28 protein-coding genes are annotated in these 26,383 nt (G+C 34.7%); 14 read left to right on the top strand and 14 right to left on the bottom strand.

All coding sequences use genetic code 11. The annotated features are described in order from the left end of the window. Positions 1–7: 7 nt before the first annotated feature. The 3 genes from ES676_RS13355 to nirK are packed head-to-tail and all read right to left on the bottom strand — an operon-like array spanning position 8 to position 3,003. Positions 8–727 carry an SCO family protein gene (locus ES676_RS13355; protein ID WP_148370827.1) on the bottom strand — a complete coding sequence of 240 codons (720 nt, stop codon included), beginning with the start codon at positions 725–727 and terminating at the stop codon, positions 8–10. A 7-nt stretch (positions 728–734) separates the two neighbouring features. Further along, positions 735–1,514, bottom strand: coding sequence for a formylglycine-generating enzyme family protein (locus ES676_RS13350; protein ID WP_246124508.1), 780 nt, complete (start codon positions 1,512–1,514; stop codon positions 735–737). A gap of 16 nt (positions 1,515–1,530) precedes the next feature. Then, positions 1,531–3,003: a copper-containing nitrite reductase gene (gene nirK, locus ES676_RS13345; RefSeq protein WP_148370826.1), complete on the bottom strand. Its 1,473-nt coding sequence runs from the start codon at positions 3,001–3,003 to the stop codon at positions 1,531–1,533. A gap of 350 nt (positions 3,004–3,353) precedes the next feature. On the opposite strand from nirK, the gene ES676_RS13340 reads away from it, so the two are divergent. The 7 genes from ES676_RS13340 (at position 3,354) to ES676_RS13310 (ending at position 9,204) form a co-directional block, all read left to right on the top strand. Continuing rightward, on the top strand, positions 3,354–4,118 hold the full coding sequence (locus ES676_RS13340) for a ParA family protein (RefSeq protein ID WP_148370825.1): 765 nt from the start codon (positions 3,354–3,356) through the stop codon (positions 4,116–4,118). Between the two features lie 3 nt (positions 4,119–4,121). Then, entirely contained in the window at positions 4,122–5,030 is a 909-nt protein-coding gene (locus ES676_RS13335) for a ParB/RepB/Spo0J family partition protein (protein ID WP_148370824.1), read from the top strand. 46 nt (positions 5,031–5,076) lie between these two features. Next, the gene (locus ES676_RS13330; protein WP_394348794.1) at positions 5,077–5,619 is read left to right on the top strand and encodes a DUF5683 domain-containing protein; all 543 of its coding nucleotides are present in this window, start codon (positions 5,077–5,079) and stop codon (positions 5,617–5,619) included. Positions 5,620–5,654: 35 nt separating this feature from the next. Beyond that, positions 5,655–6,356, top strand: coding sequence for a 4-hydroxy-tetrahydrodipicolinate reductase (dapB, locus tag ES676_RS13325; protein WP_148370822.1), 702 nt, complete (start codon positions 5,655–5,657; stop codon positions 6,354–6,356). Positions 6,357–6,444: 88 nt separating this feature from the next. Next, positions 6,445–8,166, top strand: a complete 1,722-nt coding sequence (gene lepB / locus ES676_RS13320) for a signal peptidase I (RefSeq protein WP_148370821.1) — start codon at positions 6,445–6,447, stop codon at positions 8,164–8,166. Positions 8,167–8,275: 109 nt separating this feature from the next. Then, positions 8,276–8,896, top strand: coding sequence for a WbqC family protein (locus ES676_RS13315; RefSeq protein WP_148370820.1), 621 nt, complete (start codon positions 8,276–8,278; stop codon positions 8,894–8,896). Beyond that, complete coding sequence (locus tag ES676_RS13310; protein WP_148370819.1) at positions 8,896–9,204, top strand: DUF6122 family protein; 309 nt, start codon at positions 8,896–8,898, stop codon at positions 9,202–9,204. Before ES676_RS13315 ends, ES676_RS13310 begins: the two co-directional genes overlap by 1 nt. Here ES676_RS13310 and ES676_RS13305 read toward each other — a convergent pair whose 3' ends face one another. The 8 genes from ES676_RS13305 to ES676_RS13275 form a co-directional block, all read right to left on the bottom strand. Beyond that, the gene (locus ES676_RS13305; RefSeq protein WP_148370818.1) at positions 9,205–10,230 is read right to left on the bottom strand and encodes an endonuclease/exonuclease/phosphatase family protein; all 1,026 of its coding nucleotides are present in this window, start codon (positions 10,228–10,230) and stop codon (positions 9,205–9,207) included. A gap of 3 nt (positions 10,231–10,233) precedes the next feature. Next, positions 10,234–11,091 (bottom strand): rhomboid family protein, encoded by an 858-nt coding sequence (locus ES676_RS13300; protein ID WP_148370817.1) that lies wholly within the window; start codon positions 11,089–11,091, stop codon positions 10,234–10,236. 30 nt (positions 11,092–11,121) lie between these two features. Next, positions 11,122–11,877 (bottom strand): rhomboid family intramembrane serine protease, encoded by a 756-nt coding sequence (locus ES676_RS13295; protein ID WP_148370816.1) that lies wholly within the window; start codon positions 11,875–11,877, stop codon positions 11,122–11,124. Between the two features lie 25 nt (positions 11,878–11,902). Next, positions 11,903–13,759, bottom strand: coding sequence for a DNA mismatch repair endonuclease MutL (mutL, locus tag ES676_RS13290; RefSeq protein WP_148370815.1), 1,857 nt, complete (start codon positions 13,757–13,759; stop codon positions 11,903–11,905). Between the two features lie 5 nt (positions 13,760–13,764). Further along, entirely contained in the window at positions 13,765–14,046 is a 282-nt protein-coding gene (locus ES676_RS13285; RefSeq protein ID WP_148370814.1) for a riboflavin synthase subunit beta, read from the bottom strand. 14 nt (positions 14,047–14,060) lie between these two features. Beyond that, positions 14,061–14,291: a hypothetical protein gene (locus tag ES676_RS14775; RefSeq protein WP_170234462.1), complete on the bottom strand. Its 231-nt coding sequence runs from the start codon at positions 14,289–14,291 to the stop codon at positions 14,061–14,063. 148 nt (positions 14,292–14,439) lie between these two features. Beyond that, the gene (ribH, locus tag ES676_RS13280) at positions 14,440–14,925 is read right to left on the bottom strand and encodes a 6,7-dimethyl-8-ribityllumazine synthase (protein WP_148370813.1); all 486 of its coding nucleotides are present in this window, start codon (positions 14,923–14,925) and stop codon (positions 14,440–14,442) included. A gap of 32 nt (positions 14,926–14,957) precedes the next feature. Further along, positions 14,958–15,725, bottom strand: coding sequence for a tetratricopeptide repeat protein (locus ES676_RS13275; RefSeq protein WP_148370812.1), 768 nt, complete (start codon positions 15,723–15,725; stop codon positions 14,958–14,960). Positions 15,726–15,859: 134 nt separating this feature from the next. Between ES676_RS13275 and recF the strand changes: the two genes are divergently transcribed. From recF to ES676_RS13255, 4 genes are all read left to right on the top strand, one after another. Next, a complete protein-coding gene (recF, locus tag ES676_RS13270; RefSeq protein WP_148370811.1) occupies positions 15,860–16,939 on the top strand; it encodes a DNA replication/repair protein RecF in 1,080 nt (359 codons plus the stop codon). A gap of 123 nt (positions 16,940–17,062) precedes the next feature. Beyond that, positions 17,063–17,485, top strand: a complete 423-nt coding sequence (locus ES676_RS13265) for a hypothetical protein (RefSeq protein ID WP_148370810.1) — start codon at positions 17,063–17,065, stop codon at positions 17,483–17,485. Positions 17,486–17,488: 3 nt separating this feature from the next. Beyond that, on the top strand, positions 17,489–17,785 hold the full coding sequence (locus ES676_RS13260; RefSeq protein ID WP_148370809.1) for a DUF721 domain-containing protein: 297 nt from the start codon (positions 17,489–17,491) through the stop codon (positions 17,783–17,785). Between the two features lie 248 nt (positions 17,786–18,033). Then, positions 18,034–18,225, top strand: a complete 192-nt coding sequence (locus ES676_RS13255; protein WP_148370808.1) for a cold-shock protein — start codon at positions 18,034–18,036, stop codon at positions 18,223–18,225. 635 nt (positions 18,226–18,860) lie between these two features. Here the strand turns inward: ES676_RS13255 and ES676_RS13250 are convergent. Then, a complete protein-coding gene (locus ES676_RS13250; RefSeq protein WP_148370807.1) occupies positions 18,861–21,419 on the bottom strand; it encodes a M4 family metallopeptidase in 2,559 nt (852 codons plus the stop codon). A 102-nt stretch (positions 21,420–21,521) separates the two neighbouring features. Further along, positions 21,522–21,941: a nucleoside-diphosphate kinase gene (locus tag ES676_RS13245; RefSeq protein WP_148370806.1), complete on the bottom strand. Its 420-nt coding sequence runs from the start codon at positions 21,939–21,941 to the stop codon at positions 21,522–21,524. 86 nt (positions 21,942–22,027) lie between these two features. On the opposite strand from ES676_RS13245, the gene ES676_RS13240 reads away from it, so the two are divergent. The 3 genes from ES676_RS13240 to ES676_RS13230 are packed head-to-tail and all read left to right on the top strand — an operon-like array spanning position 22,028 to position 24,720. After that, positions 22,028–23,047, top strand: coding sequence for a DHH family phosphoesterase (locus ES676_RS13240; protein ID WP_148370805.1), 1,020 nt, complete (start codon positions 22,028–22,030; stop codon positions 23,045–23,047). Further along, entirely contained in the window at positions 23,040–23,576 is a 537-nt protein-coding gene (gene gldI / locus ES676_RS13235) for a gliding motility-associated peptidyl-prolyl isomerase GldI (RefSeq protein WP_148370804.1), read from the top strand. Before ES676_RS13240 ends, gldI begins: the two co-directional genes overlap by 8 nt. A gap of 10 nt (positions 23,577–23,586) precedes the next feature. Further along, entirely contained in the window at positions 23,587–24,720 is a 1,134-nt protein-coding gene (locus ES676_RS13230; RefSeq protein ID WP_246130367.1) for a peptidylprolyl isomerase, read from the top strand. A gap of 179 nt (positions 24,721–24,899) precedes the next feature. Here ES676_RS13230 and ES676_RS13225 read toward each other — a convergent pair whose 3' ends face one another. Continuing rightward, positions 24,900–26,360 carry an aminoacyl-histidine dipeptidase gene (locus ES676_RS13225; protein ID WP_148370803.1) on the bottom strand — a complete coding sequence of 487 codons (1,461 nt, stop codon included), beginning with the start codon at positions 26,358–26,360 and terminating at the stop codon, positions 24,900–24,902. Positions 26,361–26,383: the final 23 nt, after the last annotated feature.

Raw genomic sequence — 26,383 nt, 5'->3', positions numbered from 1 at the left:
ACAACCCTTATGGTGTAACCTTTAAAATAGATGAAATTGTTTCCTTATTATTAACCCCCAACCCTTCTTGCTGGTGAATTAATTCCCCTTCGGCATTAAACACTGAAATAATATTAGAATGCGAAAAATCTATAGGAGAAATCTCTTTATATTTTACAGACAGCACATTAGCGAACTCCCGCACACCACTTACTGTACCTTGTAAAAACGTCCATTGTCGGTCGTCCATTTCGTTTTCTATCGCGAAACTCTTCAAACGTTGGGGGGTATCTATTTTGGGATCGATACTTATTAAAACGAATTCAATGTTCTTCAACTTATCTTTGGGGATTTCTGCTTCAATATTACGCATATCGGCAACTAATCTCGGGCAAGCCGCCTTACAAGACGTATAGATCATTACCATTACTAAAGTTTTTCCTTTTAAGGATCTAAGCTGAAGTGCTTCGCCTTCTTCATTATGCCAGGTTGACGACAAATTAAAAATAGACGCTTCGGAAATTTCATTATTTTGACTTAATACTTTTTCTGAACCATCATTTATCATCTTTAAATCCATTTTACAGACAGGACAAGATCCTTCGGTATCATAGGTTTTTTCCCCCTCACACAACATAGGGCATTGGTAATCGGTGACCATTACGATGGCTTCTTTCTTTTCAGACTTACAACTCTGAAAAGCGATAACCGTAATGATTAACAGTATGCTATATTTTAATAATTTCATAAATAATTTATTTAGTTACAGGTTTAACACATCTAAACCCTAAGTTTTTCATAGAATACTTTGCCTCTAAACTTCCGCGAATAGCATATCGCATAAACGCTGCATAATTCATTAAATCGGTGGCATTAATTGCGGCACTACCACAAAACAAATTGTTGTCTGTATCGACATCTTTTCGCGACTCTCCAGTAATTAAGACCGAATTAAAATCGAGAGTCCACTCCCACACCAAACCGTGTAAATCGTAAACACCCCAAGCATTTTTAGCATTCATGCCAATAGTGTTTTCGTTAGATCGTGGTGCTTCATACCAATCTAAAATTTTCTTATTGTATTCTGGTTTTACACGTGCATCTTTAGTAGTTTCATCGGCCATAGCGGCATACTCCCATTCATCAATCGTAGGCAAACGTTTACCCTGGCATTCGCAATACGCTTTTGCAGCAAACCAAGACACGTAAGTTACGGGGCTATTAGAGAGTGCCGAAGCTTCTAGTTGTAAGTCATTTTTCCAATTGGTTAAATACATTTTATCGGTAAACAATTTAAGTGCTTTCGATTTTTGCCAGTTGGTGTTTTTCTTAAGAAAATCGCCATATTCTAAATTAGAAACTGGGTAGATATCCATTTCGAAATCTTTAACTTCTACAACCGTAGAGTCTCGTCCGTAAAGTGGAATATAGCGACTACCCTCAATGTAAACCATACCTTCAGATTGCGCAAATAATTCACAATGCATAAAAAAAGCAATACTTACTATCAGGAATTTAAAGGCTCCGTTTTTCATTATATTAAAAGACTTATTATTTTTGATTTTTCACTTTTTCAACCATTTCGCTAGTAATAATTTTACCAGAATTCCCCCAGCTATTATAAACGTAAGTTAATACGTTGGCAATTTCATCTGGAGATAACATTTGTCGTGTCATTACACTATTATATTTTTCACCGTTTACAGTTATTTCCCCTGTTAATCCATGTAGTACAGTGCCAATGGCACGATCTACATTTGCATTTAAATAATCTGATTTAGCTAAAGGAGGAAATGCATTAGGTATGCCTTGCCCTTCCGATTGATGACAAGCAAAACACGTTTGCATATAGGTTTGTTTACCAAATTCCATTTGTTCTTCGAATGATTTTGCAGGAACTTCAGAGGCTATAATTTCGTCGGTTGTTGGCATACTTTGAATTCCTGGTCCTTCTGGCAAATAAATATCATCACGAATTTCACCGGAGTATATTTTTTTGTCTTCTTCTCCTTCAACCTTAAGCATTCCTAAAGCACCTTTATTAAAGGCTCTAAAAATAGAGTGATCTACTATAATAAACGTTCCAGGAACATCAACTTTAAACTCAATCATTGCGGCACCACCGGCAGGGATTAAAGTTGTTTGCACATTTTCGTTTACTAAACTCCCTCCTTCTACGTTGACTCTATCGAATATTTCTCCAATAACGTGGAAAGACGATACCAAACCTGGCCCACCATTTCCTACATATAAACGTACGGTTTCGCCAACTTTAGCCGTTAATGCATTGTCGCCTGTTAAAGCGCCAACTTTACCATTAAACACAACATAGTCTGCTTGTTCATTTACTGCTTTTTGCATATCGAAAGGTTGTAATCCGCGCTCTCCATTTGCCCCTTTAGTATAAAAATCTCCCTGCATAATGTAGTACTCTTTGTCTACTTCTGGTAAACCACCTGCTGGTTCTACCAAAATTAAACCGTACATTCCATTAGCAATATGCATTCCTACTGGAGCCGTAGCGCAATGGTACACATATAAACCAGGGTTTAATGTTTTAAAAGAAAACACTTTAGAGTGTCCTGGCACAACAAATGATGACTCTGCACCTCCTCCAGGGCCATTAACAGCATGTAAATCTATATTATGCGGCAGCTTATTGTCTGGGTGATTTTGTAAGTGAAACTCTACTTCATCTCCTACTCGTGTTCTTATAAAACTCCCAGGCACCGTACCACCAAAAGTCCAATACATATAGGTAACACCATCTGTCATTGTGCCTTCTTTTTCAAGAATTTCCATTTTTACGACTAACTTTTTTGCTTTTCTTCGTCCAACAGGTGTTGGTACATGTGGTGGTGAAGTAAGTTCGGCTATCATTTCTTGATTTACAGGTATATCTACCGTATCGTCATAGGTTGTTTTTGTGTCGTCAAAACAAGAAACCATAACTAAAGATGCTATAAATAAAATAGCGCCTTTTAAGGCTGTTTTTCGATTTAATTTTAATTGGGTTGCTTTCATAATATAATGGAGTTGATTTGTAGTTAGAATTAATAAACACTGCGAAATTACTTGAATTCACCCTTTGATTTGATGACATTTATCAGCTTATTGAAGTTTTTTTAACAAAATTTTATAATTTTAAACCCGCACTTTTATTTTGAAGTTACCCTTTTTAAAACTAAGAGATGGGGAATTAAAAATTTCAGCATAAAAAAAGCGGAAAAATAAGAGCTAAGAGTCAGTGAATCGGTGCTTTACAAAATTAATAGCTAAACAAAGCATTTCATTTTAGGCAACTGTTAACAAGTTCAGTTTTTATTACTAATAAATAATTGTATTTTTACGCGTACTAAAATCTAAATATTTTAATGGGTAAAATCATTGCAATTGCCAATCAAAAAGGAGGGGTTGGTAAAACAACAACTTCTGTAAATTTAGCGGCCTCTTTAGGTGTGCTAGAAAAAAAAGTACTTTTAATAGATGCCGATCCACAGGCAAACTCCACTTCTGGTTTAGGAATTGATGTTGAAACTGTCGAGATTGGTACCTATCAACTTTTGGAGCATACCAATAGTGCTCGCGACGCAATTATAAAAACAAACACACCTAATTTAGATATTATTCCTGCACACATAGACCTTGTTGCTATTGAGATAGAACTCGTAGATAAAGAAAATAGGGAGTATATGTTAAAAAAGGCGCTTGAAGATATAGTAGATGATTACGATTATATTTTAATTGATTGTGCCCCCTCTTTAGGGTTACTCACCTTAAATGCTTTAACAGCAGCACATTCGGTAATTATTCCTATTCAGTGTGAATATTTTGCACTCGAAGGTTTAGGGAAATTATTAAATACCATAAAAGGTGTTCAAAAAATACACAATGCAGATTTAGATATTGAAGGCTTGTTATTAACTATGTACGATTCGCGTTTGCGTTTATCGAACCAAGTAGTTGAAGAAGTGCAAAAACATTTTAACGATATGGTGTTTCAAACTATTATACAGCGAAATGTCCGTTTAAGTGAAGCGCCTAGTTATGGCGAAAGCATTATTAATTATGATGCTAGCAGTAAAGGAGCCATTAATTATTTAAGTTTAGCTAAGGAAATTATTAACAAAAACTCCTAAAAAATGGCGAAGGCAACAAAGAAACAAGCCTTAGGAAGAGGCTTATCGGCACTTTTAAAAGACCCGAGTAATGACATCAAATCTGTACAAGATAAAAATGCAGATAAAGTTATTGGTAATATTGTAGATTTAGAATTAGCTTCAATTGAAGAGAATCCTTTTCAGCCTCGTACAAATTTTAACGAAGAATCTTTACGAGAATTAGCATCTTCCATTAAAGAGCTTGGTGTAATACAGCCTATAACCGTTAGAAAAGCAGGTTTTGAAAAATACCAATTGGTTTCTGGAGAGCGCCGTTTTAGAGCCTCTAAATTAATTGGATTAGAAACGATACCCGCTTACATACGTATTGCGAACGACCAGGAAAGTCTTGAAATGGCTTTGGTGGAGAACATTCAACGCCAAGATTTAGACCCAATAGAAATCGCATTATCTTACCAACGTTTAATTGACGAAATCCAATTAACACAAGAACAGATGAGTGATCGCGTTGGTAAAAAACGCTCTACAATTGCCAACTATATGCGATTGTTAAAACTAGACCCGATTATACAAACCGGAATGCGCGATGGCTTTTTATCTATGGGACACGGTCGTGCGATTATTACTATCGAAGATCAAAGCATACAGTTAGATATTTATGAAAAAATCATAGCTAATAAATTATCTGTTAGAGAAACCGAAACCTTAGTTAAAAGCTATAATGAAACGCGTCAAGTCGTTGTTCCTAAAAAGAAAACCGATAAAGAATTGCCTGTTTACGTTAAAAAAGGAATTAAAGATTTCTCGGAATACTTTGGTCATAAAATAGACGTTAAGGTTTCTAATAATGGAAAAGGTAAAATATCAATACCGTTTCATTCTGAAGAAGATTTTAACCGTATCAAAAAGCTAGTTGAGAGTGCTAAATAAAATTACGATAGCGTGTGTATTGTGTCTAACTTTTAGTTTTTCCGCTTTGGCGCAAACAATAAAAGGGAACACAATAGACGCAAAGCATCTTTCCGAGCCCGTATCGGTGTCTTTAGACTCTACTCAATTACGAAAACCGATCGATCCATTAGCACCTTCTCGCGCAGCCTTTTACTCGGCTATTTTACCAGGTTTAGGACAAGCTTACAATAAAAAATACTGGAAAATACCCATTGTATATGCCGCAATTGGGACCGGTATTTATTTCTATATCGATAATAATACCGAGTATAAAAAAGTAAGAAACGCTTATAAACGCAGATTAGCCGGCTTTAGTGACGATGAATTTCAAGGCCGAATAACCGACGACGGCTTGCGAGAAGCACAAAAAACACTACGCCGAAATAAGGAACTTTCCTTATTAGTAACCGTAGGTTTATATGCTTTAAACATTATCGATGCCAATGTAGACGCACATTTACTACAATATAATATAGACGATAATTTATCGCTTAAACCACATTATGAAATAGACCAGTTTGATAATACTGGTCGTTTAGGTCTTACGTTTAATCTGAAATTAGATTAACATATTTAATACCTTTTTAAATCCATTTATTTTAAATGAAAATAGCTTTACTCGGATACGGAAAAATGGGAAAAACTATTGAAGCTCTTGCCATTAAACGCGGTCACACAATTGTTTTAAGGTGCGATGATACCAGCGAAAATGACCTTAAAAACGCCGATATCGCTATAGATTTCAGCATTCCTGAAGCCGCTTTTAATAATATTTCTAAGTGTCTTAATAACAATACCCCTATCGTTTCTGGTACTACAGGGTGGCTCGATAAATATAATGATGCAGTTGCTTTATGTAAGGATAAAGATGGAGCTTTTATTTATGCGTCTAACTTTAGTTTGGGTGTTACTATTTTTTTCGAACTGAATAAAACTTTAGCCAAAATGATGTCTAATTTAAAAGAGTACACGATAGATTTAGAAGAAATACATCACACTCAAAAACTAGACGCACCTAGCGGAACTGCCATTACACTCGCAGAATCTATAATCGACAATCACCAAAAATACACGCAGTGGAAACTCGATTCTAACGCCGAAAACACGGTCTCAATCTCGGCTAAACGTCTTGATAATGTTCCGGGAACACATCGTATTAAATATGTGAGTGCTGTGGACACTTTAGAAATAAAACACACCGCACACAGTCGCGAAGGCTTTGCATTAGGTGCTATTGTTGCTGCCGAGTGGCTAGTAGATAAAACGGGCGTTTTTACAATGAAAGACGTGTTAAATATTCGTTAATTACCAACAAAAATGTAACATTGGTTTTTATAAAACTACAAATAGAATTAGTAATAATCTAATAGACAAACGTCTTTAAAAATATAATATGAGTTTTACACAGTTGTTAATTTTTCTCTTAATCATTCAGGCCGTTCACGGCTTAGCTACTTGGAAATTATATTTAAAAGCAGGAAAACATGCTTGGGAAGCATTTATCCCTGTGTACAACGCCGTTATTTTAATGAAAATTATTAACAGGCCGTGGTGGTGGACCATCCTTTTATTTTTACCTATCGTTAACCTTATTATGTTTCCAGTAATTTGGGTAGAAACAGCGAGAAGTTTTGGTAAAAACTCCAATTTAGACACCTTCTTAGCCATAATATCTTTAGGATTTTATAACTTCTATTTAAACTATGCCGCCGATGTTACTTATATCGAAGACCGTTCGCTACAACCCCGTTCGGAGGTTGGAGATTGGGTAAGCTCGATACTATTTGCTATTGTTGCCGCAACTATCGTACATACTTATTTTATTCAGCCGTTTGTAATACCAACCTCTTCTTTAGAAAAAACATTACTGGTGGGCGATTTTCTTTTTGTAAGTAAATTTCACTACGGCGCAAGATTACCACAAACCTCTTTAGCGTTACCAATGGTGCACGACTCTATTCCTGTCGTACATACCAAATCTTACATCGCCGACGATGACAGAGCAACACGCGACGAGTCGTGGGCAAATAAAACGTTTCTACCGTATTTGAGATTACCAGGTTTTCAGAAAATAAAACGAAACGATATCGTGGTTTTTAATTGGCCTGTAGATACAGTTCAGGATTTCTTTAAAGTCCCAAAACGTGGATTTATTAAGCCTGTAGATAAAAAATCGAACTACGTTAAGCGTGCCGTTGGAGTTCCTGGCGATTCGATGGCTATTAAAAATGGATACATTTATACTAACGGAAAGAAAAATGAACTCCCGGATCGTGCGCGAATTCAATTTTACTATTCGGTAACTACTAAAGACGATTTAGATCAAGGTTTCGTAGACCAAAATATTCATTCTCAATTTTGGAGATTTTATAATATTAGCTCAAAATATTGGGACGATACGCGACTTCAAGAGTATTTTAACACCGACAATCGCGCCTATTTAAATGAAGGCAGTAGAGACTCCTTAAATGTTGAAGTAGTTGGTTTTGTAAGAAACGACGATATGCAAAAATTTAAAATGGAACCGCTTTTAAATAAAATTAATGTTAATTTAACCGAAGAAGAGGCCCAAACATTACGCGAAAATCCTAAAGTAGCGTCTGTTGAAAAATTTGATTATCAACCCAAAGAAGATGTGTTCCCACATTCTCCAGATTACAACTGGAGTTTCGATAATTTTGGTCCCATTTATATTCCTGAAGCGGGGAAAACGGTCGACTTAAACCTTGAAGTGTTGCCGTTTTATGAGCGCATTATTTCGGAATACGAAAACAATACAATTACAGTAAAAGGCAATCAAATTTTTATTAATGGTAACGTCGCCACCTCTTACACATTTAAGCAAGATTATTACTGGATGATGGGAGATAACCGCCATAATTCTCAAGATGCGAGAGCTTGGGGTTACGTGCCATTCGATCACGTAGTGGGTAAACCTGTTTTAATTTGGATGAGTTGGGATACCAATGCTTCTGGGTTTAATAAAATACGTTGGAATAGATTATTTACAACGGTTCACGGTAGCGGAAAACCGGTGTCGTATTTAATTCCGGTACTTATTTTAATCGCTCTCGGTTATGGTTTTTCAAAATATAAAAAACGCAAGAAGAAATAACAACTTTATATTCTTATAAACTATAAACGCTTTACTCTCAGTTTAATATAGAGCACCGCGTTTAGGTGCTTAAGATTATGATAGCTCAGCAATTGAAAACTCGTTACGAATGACATCCATTATACTACATCCTACCTATTTCCCGACTATTGAAACGTTTGTAGCGTTAGTAAATACGGATAGCGTTACGTTTGAAGTATACGATAACTACCAGAAACAAACCTATAGAAACCGCTGTTACATTTATGCTGCAAATGGTAAATTGCAGTTAAGTATTCCGGTTATTTATACGCAAAAAAACCGTCAGTTATATCAAGAAGTAAAAATAGCCAACACGTACAATTGGCAAGACATTCATTTTAAATCGTTGGAATCGGCTTACAGAACTTCTCCTTTCTACGAGTTTTACATAGATGACATTAAACCCTTATACACCACACCTTTCGATTCTATTTTGGAATTTAATATGGCGTGTTTTGATGTTATTTGTGACGCTTTACAATTGGATATTACAATTACCAAAACTGAAGATTTTAAAAAAGAATATAAAGAGAATACAGACGGTAGAGATTTAGTAAATGCTAAAAACGAAACTGCTCTACCATTTGATAATTATATGCAAGTATTTAACGCAAAGTACGGCTACATTAATAATCTTAGTATATTAGACTTATTATTTAACGAAGGTCCAAGTGCTTTAGCTTATTTAGAGGCACAACATTATAAATAATGCTTACAGATTTTATACATTACGGCATTCATTTTGGTGGCCCTTTATTAGTTGCCGTGTTATTTTACAAAAAAATATGGCTTAAGGCTTTTGGTATACTCCTTTTAGGAATGCTTATTGACTTAGATCATTTATTGGCAACGCCACTGTTCGATCCTAATCGGTGTAGCATCAATTTTCATCCACTGCACTCCTATTACGCAATTGCAGTGTATCTCTTTCTATTGCTACCGAAGAAAACCAGACTTATTGGTTTAGGTTTAGTCATTCATATAATTGCAGATAGCGCGAATTGTTTAATGCTGTAATTATCGCGGGAGACTCACGCGAGACATAATTGGATAATGATCGGAATATAAGACATCGTATGTTTTAAAGCTATTTATTGTAAATTCCGGATCGGTTAATATAAAGTCTATTCTAATCGGGAAAAACTTAAAATCGTACGTTCTACCGAAACCATTTCCAGCCGCGTTAAAGTTGTCTATTAAATCACCTTTTACGCGCTTATACGCATAAGAAAAGGCTGTATTATTTAAATCTGTTCCTACAATCGTTTTGTAAGGTGATTTGTTTTTATGAAGCAAAAACAATTCCGCTTGTAACTGCTGCGTTTTAAACGTGTTTCCTACTCCTTTAAATAATTTCTGGGCATCATCTTCGGTCAGTTTATCTAAATTAGGATCTATACGCAACGATTGCAAGTGAATATTATACAAGCGAATAGTATCCTTTTCTTTTACAATGTCTGCATAAATAGCATTATTCGAAGTATTAGGAAACTCCACAGAGCCAGAATTTATGATAGGATATTGTGAAAAAATTGCTTGTCCGTATTTAGTTTTGTTACCCGAAAGTTCTTCAAATTTATACTTAAAAAAAGATAAATCTACGTTTTTATGTGGATGGTATTCCTGCATCAATAAAACGTCTGGCGCCTCTCTTTTAATGAATTGTTCAATTTTAGTTTCAACACCCTTCTCAGAAATCCAATCGTATAAATTGAATAACCGCACATTATAATTCATTACCGAAATGGCATTTTGGCTGATTTCACTCTTAGATTCTGAAAACTTATATAACGACCCCAATGAAAAATAACCGATAGCCAACATAAGAAGCGATAGAATGACTTGCTTCTTAATTTTAACTAACCAATACAATACAAATAACGTATTGATAACAATTAAAATAGGCACGCCCAAACTCAGTACAGAAAAAGAGGAGAATGTTTTAGGCGGCAATAAAGGCAATATGTAAGATAGCAAAAGAAGAAAAGCTGCAACAGAGTTGAAGAAGAACATAACTTTTTCAAAAAATCGAAGGTTTTTCATAATCTATTTTCCCGCTCTAAATAAGAATTCCTTTTCGGCCGCCGTTAAACTGTCGTACCCGCTCTTACTTATTTTATCAAGAATAACGTTTATTTTCTTCTGGTTGTTAAATTTATCAAACTCCCCTTTAGTAAAACCACCAACTTTAGATTTGTCTTTGTGAACCGTTTTTAAAGGCGATTTCGTTGACGTTTTAAACCAGCTAGAAATGGCATCCAATACACTTTCAAAACCCCTACCAATATCATTCCCTTTTAATAATTGCTTAGCATATAGATACCCTAAAAAGGCACCACCTAAATGTGCTAAATTACCGCCAGAATTCAATCCGAATAGCCCTAAGACATCAAATGAGACAAAAGCGACTCCTAAATACCATAATTTTACATTGAAGGTAAAAAAGCTCACCTTTTTATCAGGCATATACGCACAAATAAATATGAACAATGCTCTAACCGCTGCCGATGCTCCTACCAAATATGTGGTTCCAGAAAAGTAAGACGGTAATACAGTATAGCCTACAATAAAGAATAAGCCACCAAAAATGGCTCCTAGAAAATAAATGTTTAAGGCTGTTTTAGCACTAAACAGACTTAAAAATATGCGTCCAATAAAATACAACCAAGCCATATTAAATAATATATGAAAAAAGTCGAAATGTAAAAACGCATAAGTAAAAATGGTCCACGGTTTAACTAAAAAACTATTTATTTCGCTAGGTAATTGTAGCCATAATATAATGTTACCAGAAACCGATTTTAATAGAAATGACAGTAAAAAAACAATAACATTAATCGCTATTATTTTTTCTAACACATTAAGCCGTGCTAGTTTATATTTTATATCCTCGTTTAAACTCATATAAAAACCTTTTTGTATGTTTTGTATAAATTAATCTATTCTAAAATTATTAAAAGTAGTAGTGTCATTTTTCCAGAATAGCATAATGATAAATCCTACTAAAGCACCACCAACGTGCGCCATAAACGCTGTATTACTCGGACTAAAAAAGGACTGCCCCGTGAGTGCCGATATAATATCTAAAGCGATGATACCTGGTATAAAATACTTCGCTTTTATAGGGATTGGTAAAAAAATCAGCATTAATTCAGCATTAGGGTTTAACATCCCAAACGCTACTAAAATACCCATTATACAACCTGAGGCACCTACCATTGTTGCATTAAACACAGGGAAAATAGACTTTAAATTCTCAAATTGCTGTGCATTAATGCCTCCCATCGCCTGGTTTTTTCCTAACATATCAAAAATCTGACTACTCGATAAACCCGAATTAATCAAAGCATCGAAAGCTGGTAAATAGTTAAAATAATAAAATCCTAACTGAAACGCAGCAGCGCCTAAGCCTGCAGAAAAATAAAGAAATAAGAATTTTTTAACCCCGAGTTTTTGCTCTACCGCCGTACCAAACATCCAAAGGGCAAACATATTAAACAATATATGCATAAAACCACCATGCATAAACATATGCGTAATTATTTGCCACGGTTCAAAAACGTCGCTTTCGGGAAAATGTAAAGCGAACAAATCATAAAATAACGTACCGCCACCAATGGCTAACGTTGCCACAAAAAAGATGACATTTATAATTATTAAGTGTTTTACAGTATCGGTAATTCTCATCATTGTGCTGTGTTGTATTTAATAAATTCTAAACAAACTTTTTATCTAATTCGTCGACGGTGGTCGTTGTAAAAGTGATTTTATTTGCTGGCGATACATTGGGTTCTTTACAAGCAAATAGAGAATTTACAAGATGTTCTTGCTCCATTCCTGTTAAGCTTTGTCCCGTTTTAATCGCTAAACTTTTGGCCATTGATTTAGCTAGCAAATCGGTAGCACTAAAATTACTGTCCGGCACTTCGTTTTCAACATCACTAATAAGTTGTTCTAAAATAATAGAAACTTCACTTTCGGGCACACTAACCGGCACTCCAGTAATTTCTAATAATTCTTCTTTTATCGTCTGAAAAATAAAACCTGTATGTTCCAAATCGCTTTTTAGTTGCTGAATAATTTCAATTTCTTGAGGTGAAAAATGAAGTTGTAATGGAAACAATAATTGCTGACTCATCGCTTCTTTAATTGTCATATTTCTTAAGAAATCTTCGTATAACACCCGTTGGTGCGCTCGATGCTGATCGATAATCAACATTCCAGATTTTATAGTACTTATTATATATTTATTATGAACTTGATAGGTGGTGTGTTTGTGCTCCACTTTATTGGTTTCATCAAAAATAGAAGAGTTTTTTTCTTCCGTTTCAAAATGTATTCCACTAAAATCATTGTGCGACGGCATCTCATTAGACTCTAGCCCCACATACAAACTCTCCCAATTGCTAGAAGAATTAGTTGGTACTGTTTTGTGTGTTCTTTGAGGTACAGAAGTCGCTATTTTTTCTTCTTGAAACGGATTAAATGTTCTATCCACCTCGACCGTTGGTGTTCCTTTTTGCTGGTAGCTATACGGCGTATCTAAGTTAGAATCTCTATCGAAATCTAATACTGGCGCAATGTTAAACTGCCCTAAACTGTGTTTTACAGCCGAACGCAAAATAGCATATAACGTATGCTCGTCGTCGAATTTTATTTCGGTTTTTGTAGGATGAATATTAATATCAATCGTTTGCGGATTCACCTTAAGATTTAAAAAATAACTAGCGTGAGCCCCATCTTTTAAAAGTCCATCGAAAGCGGAAGAAATAGCGTGATTTAAATACGCACTTTTAATAAAACGATCGTTTACAAAAAAGAATTGTTCACCACGAGACTTTTTAGCAAACTCTGGTTTACCGACAAATCCTGAGATGGCTAACACCTCAGTATCTTCATTAACAGGCACCAATTTCTCATTGGTTTTAGTCCCGAAAATATTTACTATACGTTGTCGGTAATTACTTTCTGGCAGATTAAACGATTCGCTACCGTTATGAAACATTACGAATTCGATAGTAGGATGTGCTAAAGCAACACGGTGAAACTCATCGATAATATGACGGGTTTCAACAGCATTCGATTTTAAAAAATTGCGTCGCGCTGGAATATTAAAAAATAAGTTCTTTACTGCAATCGAAGATCCTTTTGGTGTCACAACGACCTCTTGCGATTGCACTTCGCTTCCTTCAATAACTAAGCACGTCCCTACCTCGTCACCTTCTTGTTTTGTTTTTAATTCTACGTGTGCAATAGCAGCAATACTTGCTAAAGCTTCGCCACGAAATCCTTTTGTGCTTAATAGAAAAAGGTCGTCGGCTGTTTTAATTTTAGAAGTTGCGTGGCGTTCAAAACTTAAACGGGCATCGGTAACACTCATTCCCCCACCGTTATCGATAACCTGTATAAGTATTTTACCTGCTTCTTTAATGATTAATTTTATAGAACTAGCACCCGCATCGATCGCGTTTTCTAACAACTCTTTAACTACAGAAGCTGGTCGTTGTACGACTTCTCCGGCAGCTATTTGATTAGCAACGTGATCTGGTAATAATTGAATGATATCTGCCATTTAATTTAAAAAAAGAGAGTCAAATCGAAATCTATTATTAGTAAAAACAGAAAAACCAGTACCAAACCAATGACTAAGACTCTTCGGTTTACAGCTTTATCTGGGGAATTTTTAAACTCATCCCAAGCCGAAGTGAATTTCTGTTTTATATTTTTATTGCCAACTAAAGTGGTTCTATAATCGTCAAATTTGTGTTTTATTTCAAACGGGCTGCCCTCACCGTTGCTTTTATAATAACGCGGTGTATAATTATAGCGTTTATTCTTTTTCTGTTTTAAATATCCCATCGTTTGTAAAAAGATTAACGTAATTTAATATCTAAGTAGTACATTACCCCTATAATTAAAGCCAAAATAATTAGTAATATGGGCAACGTAGATACTTTGTTTTTTTTAACGGTACGCCTTGTTTTTTCCCATTCGGATAATATATCGCCAGTACTTGGTTCTTTAGAGCGTCTATTATCGCGTTTTTCTTTATCCGAAAATCGAGAATTATAATTAAATTGTTTATTCTTTTTTTGTGTAAACACGATACTTTAGCTGCTCGTTAATAACTTTCAAAAGTACAGAAAATACAATAGACTAAAGGATTGTAACTGCTAAAAAATGTTAACAAAAAAGCACCTTAAAGTATATAAAGATACTAAAAGATGCTGTCACTGTAAATTACTATTGGTATTATGCGTTTTCTCCTAGTTGCGCCATTTTAATAGCAGCAACTGCTGCTTCTGTACCTTTATTACCATGTTTTCCACCTGAGCGGTCTATGGCCTGTTGTAGATTATTATCGGTGAGCACACAAAAAATTACTGGTGTGTCGCGCGTTACATTGAGATCTTTAATACCGTGAGCCACGGCGTCGCAGACAAAGTCGAAATGCTTGGTTTCGCCTTGTATAACACTTCCTATAGCGATAACGGCGTTCATCATTTGCTCTTGCATCTTCTTACAACCATAAATAAGCTCATAGCTTCCTGGCACGTACCAGATTACTATGTTATCATCTTTTGCGCCGTGTTCTTTAAGCGTTTCTACGGCGCCTTTTAACAAGCCTTCTGTGATATCACTATTCCATTCTGAAACAACAATCCCAAACCGAAAATCTTTCGCGTCTGGGATTGATGCTTTATCATATTCTGATAAATTATTATTTACTGTTGCCATAAATATGTTCCGATACTATCGGAAGTTTTAATTTAGTTGGACATTGCTTCCGCTTTTCCTATAAACAAATCTATTGTTGTAGACTCTGAAGACGATGGGTATTTCTCTTTAATTGTATTAAAATAGCCTAAAGCTTCCTTAGCATTTCCTAATTCTAAAGCTGTAATTCCAGCTTTATAGTAATACGTTGGTGCCGAATATCCGTTTTCGCGTAATGTAGCAGCACTTTTGTAATACTTTAAGGCGTCTTCGTTCTGGTTTAACTGTACAAAAGCATCTCCAATTGCTCCTTTTGCCATAGGCGCTAAAATTTCGTCTTCGCTAGAAAACTTATCTAAGTGCTCTATTGCTTTTTTGTAATCTTTTAAATTTAAGTAAGCCATACCTGCATAATAGTTTGCAAGGTTTGCTGCTGGAGTACCACTATATTCGTTAATAATATCGATCATTCCAAACTTACCCTCGCTACCATTCAAAGCAATGTTGTATAACGAATCTGAGGAAACACCATTCACCGCTTCTTCAAAATTTTGTTGAGCGTGATACATATCGTTCATCGCTTCATTTTGCTTTGGTTCGTGTACAAATTCTTTATACCCTAAGTAACCAAGCACGATTACTGCTACCACACCAATTATGATAAAAATATACTTTTGGTTTTTAGCAACAAAGTCTTCAGTCTTAGATGCCGTTTCGTCTAAAGTATTAAATACTTCTGCCGTTGTTGAGTTTTCTTCAACTTCATTTACTACCTCTTTCTCTGTTTTAGGTTTGTAACCTCTTTTCTTATAAGTTGCCATATAGTGTATATTAGTGCCCCGCAAAAATAAAATTTTTATCCACATATAAAAGCTTATTTATTTGTTATTTTGTAATAATTTGCAAGACCCAAATTAAAAGGTCAAAACTTAGGTCGCTTTTAGACTAAATTACTATGATATTAAAATCACTTTCTTTACTAAATTATAAAAATTTTGACACCAAAACATTTAATTTTAATGACACCATAAACTGCATTGTCGGTAACAATGGCGTCGGAAAAACAAATATTTTAGATGCTATTTATCACTTGTCTTTTGGAAAAAGTTATTTTAATCCTATCGCTTCTCAAAATATAAAACACGATGAAGAATTTTTTGTTATAAACGGAGACTATGAAAAGGAAAATAAAGCTGAAAAAATTGTTATAAGCTTAAAAAAAGGTCAAAAAAAGGTTATAAAACGCAATAGTAAGTCTTACGAGAAGTTTAGCGATCATATTGGGTTTTTACCATTAGTTATAATTTCTCCGGCAGATCGCGACTTAATTATTGGCGGTAGCGATACGCGAAGAAAATTTATAGACAGCGTTATTTCGCAAAGTGATAACAACTATTTAATTACAATTATTAAATACAATAAAATAGTAGCGCAACGAAATTCGCTTTTAAAATATTTCGCACTCAATAACGCCTTTAATAAAGATACTTTAGAGATTTACAATTTACAATTAAGTGAATTTGGCACTGTTATTTTCGAGAAACGAAAGGCATTTTTAGATAATTTTATTCCTATATTCAAAGAGCGTTATCGCGCCATTAGCAACGGTAATGAATCTGTAGATCTACACTATAAAAGTGATTTATTCGATTCCGATTTAAACAGTCTACTACAACAAGTTATAAACAAAGATAAAGCACTACAATACACTAGTGTAGGCGCTCATAAAGACGATTTATATTTTAATATAGACGGTCACCCCATTAAAAAATTCGGGAGTCAAGGTCAGCAAAAATCGTTTTTAATTGCTTTAAAATTGGCCCAGTTTCAGTTTATAAAAAAACAAAGTGGCGTAAACCCTATTTTGCTATTGGATGATATTTTTGATAAATTGGATGAAGAACGCGTGTCGCAGATAATAAAATTGGTGAACGATGAAAATTTCGGTCAGATTTTTATTAGTGATACTCACGCCGAACGCACCGAGCGCGCAGTAAAACAGGTACATCAATCGTACGAGATTTTTAATATTTAAGTACTATGAAGTGTTAAAACTTCAACCGTGACACTATTAAAACGAAATTAACAGGCACTACCTTATATTAATGTGTAACTTATAGACTTTGTAAAATAGTCGGGCAACAAATCACCATAAATAATGAAAAAAATAAGCGTTTTAATAGTTATAACCCTTCTATTTTATAGTTGTAAAAAAGACCCGCAGACTTCTTTAAAACACCTTAATGGGTATTGGGAAATAGAAAGTGCAACAACTCCTAAGGGAAAAATACACGAGTATAGCATAAGCACAACTGTAGATTATATTAGTATTAATGACAGTTTAAAAGGCTTTAGAAAAAAATTAAACCCCACATTTACAGGTTCGTATAACACGTCTGAAGATGCGGAAATGATAACGGCTAAAATTGAAAATGACAGCTTAAATTTATATTACAGAACACCGTTTTCAACATGGAAAGAAACCGTAATAGTTGCAAACAAAGAACAATTAAAAGTGGTAAACGCAGATAATATGACCTACATATACAAACGATTTACACCTATTAACGTATTAGAATAAATTATGGCAAAACGAAATAACGATATATTAAGCTTCTCTGACGCATTAAAGGATTTTGTAGAAACTAATAAATTAGACAAAGGTTTAGACAAGGTAAATGTTAGGGACGCGTGGGCAAATTTAATGGGAAACGGTGTAAACAATTACACGACCAATATTGAATTAAAATTCGGTACTCTTTATGTACAATTAAGCTCTAGTGTATTACGAGAGGAATTGAGTTACGGTAAAAACAAAATTATAAAGATGCTTAATGAAGAATTAGGTAGAGAGGTTATAAAACAAGTTGTTCTTCGTTAAATAACGCTATTAAAATAGAGTGTTCCCAGATTTGTTTCTCTATTTCAAATAGTAAAAATCACAGACCCTAGAAACCTAATTACAACTATTAAATAGCACTTTATTACTCCTTTTTAAAGACTTTTACGCCAACACTAACTGCTGTAAAATAGTAGTTTTTAATAAAAATAAAATAAAAAAATCTGTAAAAAGTTTTTTTAAATATAAAAGACTATATTTGATTATTATAAATTTAATTTTTTTTTAAAATGGCTCAAGGCACAGTAAAATTTTTCAATGATTCAAAAGGTTTCGGTTTTATAACTGAAGATGGATCTGACAAAGACCATTTCGTACACATCTCTGGTTTAATCGACGAAGTTCGTGAAGGAGACGTTGTAGAATTTGACTTACAAGAAGGTAAGAAAGGTATGAACGCAGTAAATGTAAAAGTAGTATAATATATATATTCTTTATTTCTTTACAAGCAAAGCTCACTTAACGGTGGGCTTTTTTTATTGTATTAAGTCAATTAAGTTTTAACGGTTATTAGTAGAAAAACGACCGTATAGTTCTCTATTAAAATTTGTGTGTTACTCTAGAAACACCCAAAATTAGCCCATTCCCAAATAGATGATTCTTATTTATTTAAAATCATTTAAGTGCTCTCACTACGCTCACTACAAACTAAAATCCAGACTTAGGTGTTTTTTTACAGCGTATGTTGTTTATTAGCAACCTCAGGGCTGCGCTCGAGACGACAAATTTGTGTTTTTTAAATGTACTAAGGCCTCTTTTAGGTTAACTAATATAGTGACTTGCTAATAAGAAATTAATTTAATTTTTAGGACACGAAAGGATTTTGTTTCAGCACATAAAAAGTCGCAAAAAAACACTTATGCTGGCGTATCAGGTTTTATAAGCGAGATTTGTGACGGTATAGCATTCTATTGACAGCCAAAGAAAAAAGGAGGCTCCTAATAAATATAAAAGTGAGATAATATATAGAAGATAATTTTTTTATAAATTTAAATAGTGAGTAAAAAAAGAGTCTCGATATAAAATCGAGACTCTTTTTAGTTTAAAGCTATATAATTTATTGCTTAACTATTTTCAAAACTTGTTGTGTGGTATCTGTTGTAATTGACATAAAATACAGTCCTGAAGCCACATCCGACATATCGATTGTTGTATTAGTCGTCATATTAGAAAGATCTATTCCTCTTACAAAACGTCCATTAATATCGTAAATCTCAGCTTTAGTTACCGTTACAGATTCTGTTTTCTGAATAGTAAAAATTCCATTTGAAGGATTCGGGAATATTTTAATACTGCCCATTACATTTGAAACCTCATCTGTTGACAGCGAATAATTGCAATTGTAAACCATAAATTCATCTACATACCAGCCTTCTCTACCGTTACAACCATCTGTTCCAACTTCAAATCTAAACTGTATTGTAGAATTTGCGTTTACACCTAATACCGATAAATCGACAACACTAGTTCCCCAACTTCCAGTAAAAGAACCTTCATCTGATCCCGTAAATGCCCCTTCACCAGCTAATGGATTATCATTACCTTCGGCAACTGTAGCCAAACTACTATTGTAAGCATTTTCTACAAAAGCACTCGCTGGCAATAAAGCCCACGTTGCACCATCTAAGCTATATTTTATATTTCCACCATCATAATCAGGTTCTGTAGACACAAAATGATTAAATGATAAGTTGTAATTACCATTAGAAAAATCTGGCATAGTAATCACCGGACTTTCTAATCTCATAATTCCGTTTTCAAAATCTGTAGAACAGTTTCCATTTACTGGGTCTGCTCCAAAAATAGCACTTCCTGTTCTTTCGCTTGGCAGCGCGTTAACCACTATCCAATCTCTATCCTCCCAAGTCATAGCGTTAACTGGTAATTGTGCTACGCTCCAATTCCCCATTCCAGACTCCCAATCTTGAAAGTATATAGGGTTATTTGTGGCATTGTCGCAAAGCGGTGCTATTTCACTAAGTATTGGAGAATAATTACAACTATCAGGATTTATTCTTAATTCTACCGCAAAAATAGCATTGATTACTTGGGTTACATCGGCTGCTGTAATTATTTCTCCCGACAGTCCTGCAGGTGTATTTACAGTAGATAAACCTTCTAAATTAATCCCTATTAAATCGTTAGCAGAAGCTTCTAAAGCATCAGCTAAACTCGTAAAATTACTTGTCGCCGTTAAATATTGGCTTTGTGCTCTCCAAAAAATGTGAGCTGCTTTTGTAAAGCCAATACCGCTTACAGTATAACTATTAAAGGTTCCTCCGTCAACGATTAAAGAATAAGCGCGATTAGGGATCCCACTATTAGAGTGCACTCCACCAGCATCTCCTTCACCACAACGGTATTGAAAATCGCTTACTTTACCAGGATCTCCATTACAATTAGGATTCCACATATCTCGTATAGCACCTCCAAAAGCTGTTGCATCTTCCCCAATTCTCCAGCGGTCTGAACTTCCACAAGAAACTCTCAATGCTTGGTTATCGTCTGCATCTTCATAGCCATTTAATAAATCGATAGTTTCTCCCCAAATATCAGAAAACGATTCATTTAAAGCACCAGATTGGTACGCGTAAATTAATCCGCTAGTATATTCTGTATAAGCGTGACCCCATTCGTGTGCAATAACATCGTCGGTTGCTGTACCATCACAATAATTCGCTGTGTACCCGTTCCAGTTTGCATTAGGGCACGAAATGTTAGGATTATTATTTATGGTTTTCATTTGTGCATCCGTATTATTATAAGACACATAATTAAAAGCATTTTTAAAAAAATGGTACGTATGTCCAGAGGCCTCTACTTCATTTTGTTGCCAAATGGTTAATCCATTAGGAAAGGCATCGCCTTCTTGCCAAACAATATCTGATGTATTTTCTTCGTATACCACGCGATCTAATACGTGTGGCATACCCGTGTACTGTTCTACAATAGATCCAGAATGTGCATCGATAAAAACATATTCTCTAACATCGTTTTTATTAGCAACCTCTATTTTATAGGCTAAATTATTGATGTCAATATACCCTTTCACCAATCCTTTATTAAATATGTATAGTGTATTCGATAGGGCTTCTAAAGACGCACCCGAAAAATTCAAATTTTGATTTTCAATTTCTTGAATCGCTAAGGCATTCGCTTCAGCAGAAGAAACAGTAGCCGTTGCGTTTAATTTAATTCCTGAAATGTAATTACCATTAACTGCTGTTAATTCGTTTTTAGCATTAAAATGAAATACTAATTTACCATCAAAAACAGGAACCCCTTGATGTGTCTGTACCAATACAATTCGCTTTAAACCGTTAGAATCGGTTTCAGGAGTATTTGTTTTAAAACTAGAATTCACTGCATCCATTTTAAAGATTGCTTTGTTTTCTTCTAAAAAATAAAGTGCCTTAGACTGTAGCGAATTGCCTTTTAATTGTAGGCCTTTACCTTTTTTGAAAGCAATAAAATCAGGAATCCCTGAGCTCGCATTTACAGTAATTTTAGCACCGTTTTTTTTTTGAAATTCTGCAATAGCTTTGACATTGCTTTGAGAAAATCCTAAAGCAGTAGTTAAAAAAGCAGAAAACAATATTAATTTTATGTTTTTCATTGAGTTTTTTTTGATTTCGCTAAAATACCTGATTATCGGGCATAAAAAAAGCCTAAAGGTGTTAAATTCAGGCTTAAATGTATATTTTATAAGATAAAGTACTTAAAACAATTCTCTTCCTGAGAAGTGAAAAGCACTTTCAATAGCTACGTTTTCATCGCTATCACTCCCGTGAACCGCATTTTCTCCAATAGAAGCTGCGTATAATTTTCTAATAGTACCATCAGCCGCATCTGCAGGATTTGTTGCTCCTATTAATGCTCTAAAGTCTTCAACTGCATTTTCTTTTTCTAAAACTGCAGCTACAATAGGACCACGAGTCATGTATTCTACTAATTCACCAAAGAAAGGTCTTTCGTTATGAACCGCGTAAAATGTCTCAGCATCAGCCTTGGTCATTTCAGTTAATTTCAGTGCTACAATTCTAAAACCTGAAGCATTAATTTTTTCTAAGATTGCGCCAATATGCCCTTTTTCAATTGCATCTGGCTTAAGCATTGTAAATGTTCTGTTTGTTACCATTTTTTATTTTTATTTTTTGCAAAAGTAATCTATTTCTAAATAAAAACAATATATTCAGTTATTAAAAAATTGTATATTCGTGCCCTATGAGCACACAAGACATTTTAGAAATTAAAACATTGCTAGCGTCCCCAAAACAAATAGCGATTATTCCACATAAAAATCCAGACGGAGACGCTATCGGCTCTACCTTAGGCCTATTGAATTATCTTTTAAAGCTTAATCATAACGCTGTAGTTATTGCGCCCAACGATTATCCAGATTTTTTAAAATGGCTACCCAATGAAAGTAGTATTTTAAAACACGACACTCAGCAAGCAGACTGCGATGCGTTTATTACTGATGCCGATATCATTTTTACGTTAGATTTTAATGCATTGCATAGAACCGGTAATATGGAAGCGATTCTAAAAGCTAGTGACGGCCTAAAAATAATGATAGATCACCACCAGCAGCCCGACGATTATGCTAAATACGTTTTTAGCGATGTCACAATGAGTTCTACCTGCGAAATGGTATATCACTTTTTTGAAAAACTAGACACTCTAGAATCTATAGATAAAGACATTGCTACGTGTTTATACGTGGGGATTATGACCGATACAGGATCGTTTCGATTTAGGTCTACCACCAGTACAACGCACAGAATTATAGCAGACCTCATCGATAAAGGTGCCGATAACACACAAATACATAACAACGTTTACGACACTAATAGTTACAACCGTTTACAATTATTAGGTTGTGCTTTAAGTAATCTAAACGTTTTACCAGAATATAGAGCGGCCTATATTACGCTCTCTCAAGAAGAATTACAAGGTTTAGATTATAAAAAAGGAGATACTGAAGGTTTTGTTAATTATGCTTTATCTCTAGACAATATTGTATTAGCGGCTATTTTTATTGAAGACAAAAAGCAGGGTATTATTAAAATCTCGTTGCGCTCTAAAGGCGATTTTTCGGTTAATGAATTATCGAGGCAACACTTTAACGGTGGTGGCCACACCAATGCTGCAGGTGGTAAAAGTGATACCGATTTACAAACAACAGTTGAAAAATTTATTAGTATATTACCCCACTATAGCAACGCCTTAAACAATGAATAAACTTTTTTTACCAGTTTTATTACTCCTCGCCTTCTCGTGTAAATCGCCAGAAGCCCGCAAACCAATTAGCGTTAAAACAGGCTCTTTCATAAACGAATCGGTGCAACGAAACATTAATTTATACAATCAAGAAAAAGAACAAATTCAGGCTATTATTAGCGAATTTCCAAATGAAGAGTATATATCTTCAGAAAATGGCTTTTGGTACACCTATATTAATAAGGTCGACAACGATAGTTTAGAAACACCAGATTTTGGCGATATTATCAACTTTAATTATGATGTATCGCGTTTAGACGGCAGTACCATTTATTCCAAAGAAAACTTAAAGACCCGCAATTACGCGATGGATCAAGAGGAGTTATTTAAAGGTTTAAGAACAGGACTGAAGCTTATGAAAGCAACCGAAACCATAAAATTTATATTCCCTTCCCAAATGGCATACGGCTATTATGGCGATGACAATAAAATAGGTAGAAACCTACCTATAGTTTGCGAAGTAACAATTAACACAATAATAAAAAAATAATTTTTAAACGATGAATACACTTAAACAAACGATGAAAATTTTTATTCTAGCTTTAATAGCAACGCTAACGTCTTCTTGCCAAGAAAATAAATATCCAGATTTAGAAGATGGCCTTTACGCAGAATTTGTAACCAATAAAGGAACTATGGTTGGTAAATTATACTACGATTTAGCTCCTGTTACGGTGGCTAACTTTGTATCGTTAGCCGAAGGAACAAACACTAAAGTAGATTCTACTTATGCAGGTTTAAAATTCTACAACGGTACCACATTCCATAGAGTTATAAACGATTTTATGATTCAAGGTGGAGATCCAACAGCAAGTGGATCTGGTAATCCAGGTTATAAATTCAAAGATGAAATTAACTCGGCTAAACACGATAAGCCTGGTATGTTATCTATGGCAAACTCGGGACCAGCAACAAACGGTTCTCAGTTTTTTATTACTGAAAAACCAACACCCCAACTAGACCCTAAACACACTGTTTTTGGCGAATTAGTACTTGGTTTAAATGTGCAAGACAGTATCTCGAATGTAAAAACCATACGTGGAGATAAGCCAGAAAAGGATGTTGTAATTGAAGCGTTAAATATTATTAGAAAAGGTAACGACGCGAAACAATTTGATGCTCCTAAAGTCTTTAATACTTATTTTATTGATTTAGAAAAAGAAAATAAAGAAGCTGCCGAAAAATTAGAAAAAGCTAAAGCTAATTTTATAGAAAAAAATGAAGCGTTAAAAGCAGATATGAAAACATTTCCTTCGGGATTAGGAATGACTATGACCAGTGAAGGTAGCGGGGTTGAACCACAGATGACAGACAAAGTAGTAATTGCCTATTCAGGTTATTTAGCTGATGGAACATTATTTGATACAAGTGATGCTGAAGTGGCTAAAGAATATGGTACTTACGACGAGAAAAGAGATGCACAAAACGGGTACCAACCGTTCCCAATGATTTATAATGAAACAGCAACTTTAATCCCAGGATTTAGAGAAGCGATGTTAAATATGAAAGTTGGAGATAAAGCAAGAGCTTTTATTCCTGCCACTTTAGGATACGGCGCTCGTGGTGCTGGAAGAATCATTCCTCCTAACTCAGATTTAGTTTTCGATTTAGAAATTGTTTCTATTAAAGAATAATCGGAACCAATTAAATACTATTAAAAACCTTCAGAGATGAAGGTTTTTTTGGTTTCTATAACTAAGGTTTTATTCACTATTTAAAAGGCGTCCATAAAAAAAGCCTGCATTACGCAGGCTTTCATTTTTACTTATAGTGTTATTCTTAATTGTGATTCTTCAACGCGTTAGTTTCAGAATTATTTTTTAGGAATATTCTTTAAAATCTCTAATACAAACTTCCAGTATTTTTGTGCTGAAGAAATACTAGCTCGCTCATCTGGAGAGTGTGCTCCTCTAATAGTGGGACCAAAACTAATCATTTCCATTTCTGGATAATTCTGTCCTAATATTCCACATTCTAAACCTGCGTGACAAGCAGCAACGTGTGCTTTTTCGCCATTCATTTTTTCGTATAAAACATCTAAAACTTTAAGAATTGAAGACTCCATATTTGGAGCCCATCCTGGGTAATCTCCAGAAAATTCTACCTCACATCCTGTTAATTCAAAAGCAGCACGTAAAGTGTTTGCCAAATCTATTTTAGAACTTTCTACCGAGCTACGTGTTAAACACGCAATTTTAATGTTTCCATCCTTCACTACTACTCTAGCGATATTGTTGGACGTTTCTACCAAATCAGGAATATCAGCACTCATTCTAAACACACCGTTTACTGCCGCATAAATAGCGCGTGTTAATCCTTCCTGAACTCCTAAATCCATCATTTTTTCTGGTGTCTCGCACGCAGAAACAACAATTTGTAAATCCGGCTCCATTGTTTTTAGCTCCGCTTTAATAGTCGTTGCTAATTCTTCCATCTCTGCAACAAACACTTCTTCGTGTATGGCATCTATAACAACAGTGGCATTGCTTTCTCTAGGAATAGCATTACGTAAACTACCGCCATTAATTTCAGAAATTCTTAAGCCGAAATTTTCGAATCCATCAAATAATAAACGGTTCATAATTTTGTTTGCGTTTCCAAATCCTTTATGAATATCCATTCCAGAGTGTCCACCCTGCAATCCTATTACTGTAACAGTATATCCTGTTTTAAATTCTGGTGTTTCCTCTTCGGTGTACGTTCGTGTTGCAGTAACATCTACACCTCCAGCACAACCTACTCCTATTTCGTCATCTTCCTCAGTATCTAAGTTTAATAAAATACCGCCAGTAAGCAATCCGCCTTTTAAACCCTTTGCCCCCGTCATTCCTGTTTCTTCGTCTATGGTAAATAACGCTTCAATAGCAGGATGCTCAATCGTTTTACTTTCTAAAATAGCCATTATTGTCGCTACTCCTAGTCCGTTATCGGCCCCTAAAGTGGTTCCTTTTGCACGAACCCAGTCACCATCAATGTGCATTTCGATTCCTTGAGTATCGAAATCAAAATCGGTATCTGCATTCTTTTGGTGCACCATATCTAAATGCGACTGTAATACAATAGCCACATGATCTTCCATTCCTGAAGTTGCTGGTTTTTTAATAATTACATTTCCAACTTCGTCTTCTATAGTTTCTAAACCTAATTTAGCGCCAAAGTCTTTAATAAATGCAATAACACGTTCCTCCTTTTTTGAAGGTCTAGGTACCGCATTTAAATCTGCAAATTTGTTCCAAAGTTCTTGTGGCTCTAATGCTCTAATTTCAGTATTCATTTCTATATTTTTTTTAGTTTTAC

This window comes from Bizionia saleffrena, from assembly GCF_008086175.1.
GTDB classification, from domain to species: Bacteria; Bacteroidota; Bacteroidia; order Flavobacteriales; family Flavobacteriaceae; genus Bizionia; species Bizionia saleffrena.
Note: the sequence above shows the minus strand (reverse complement) of the source record. Positions and strands in the feature narration are given on the sequence as shown.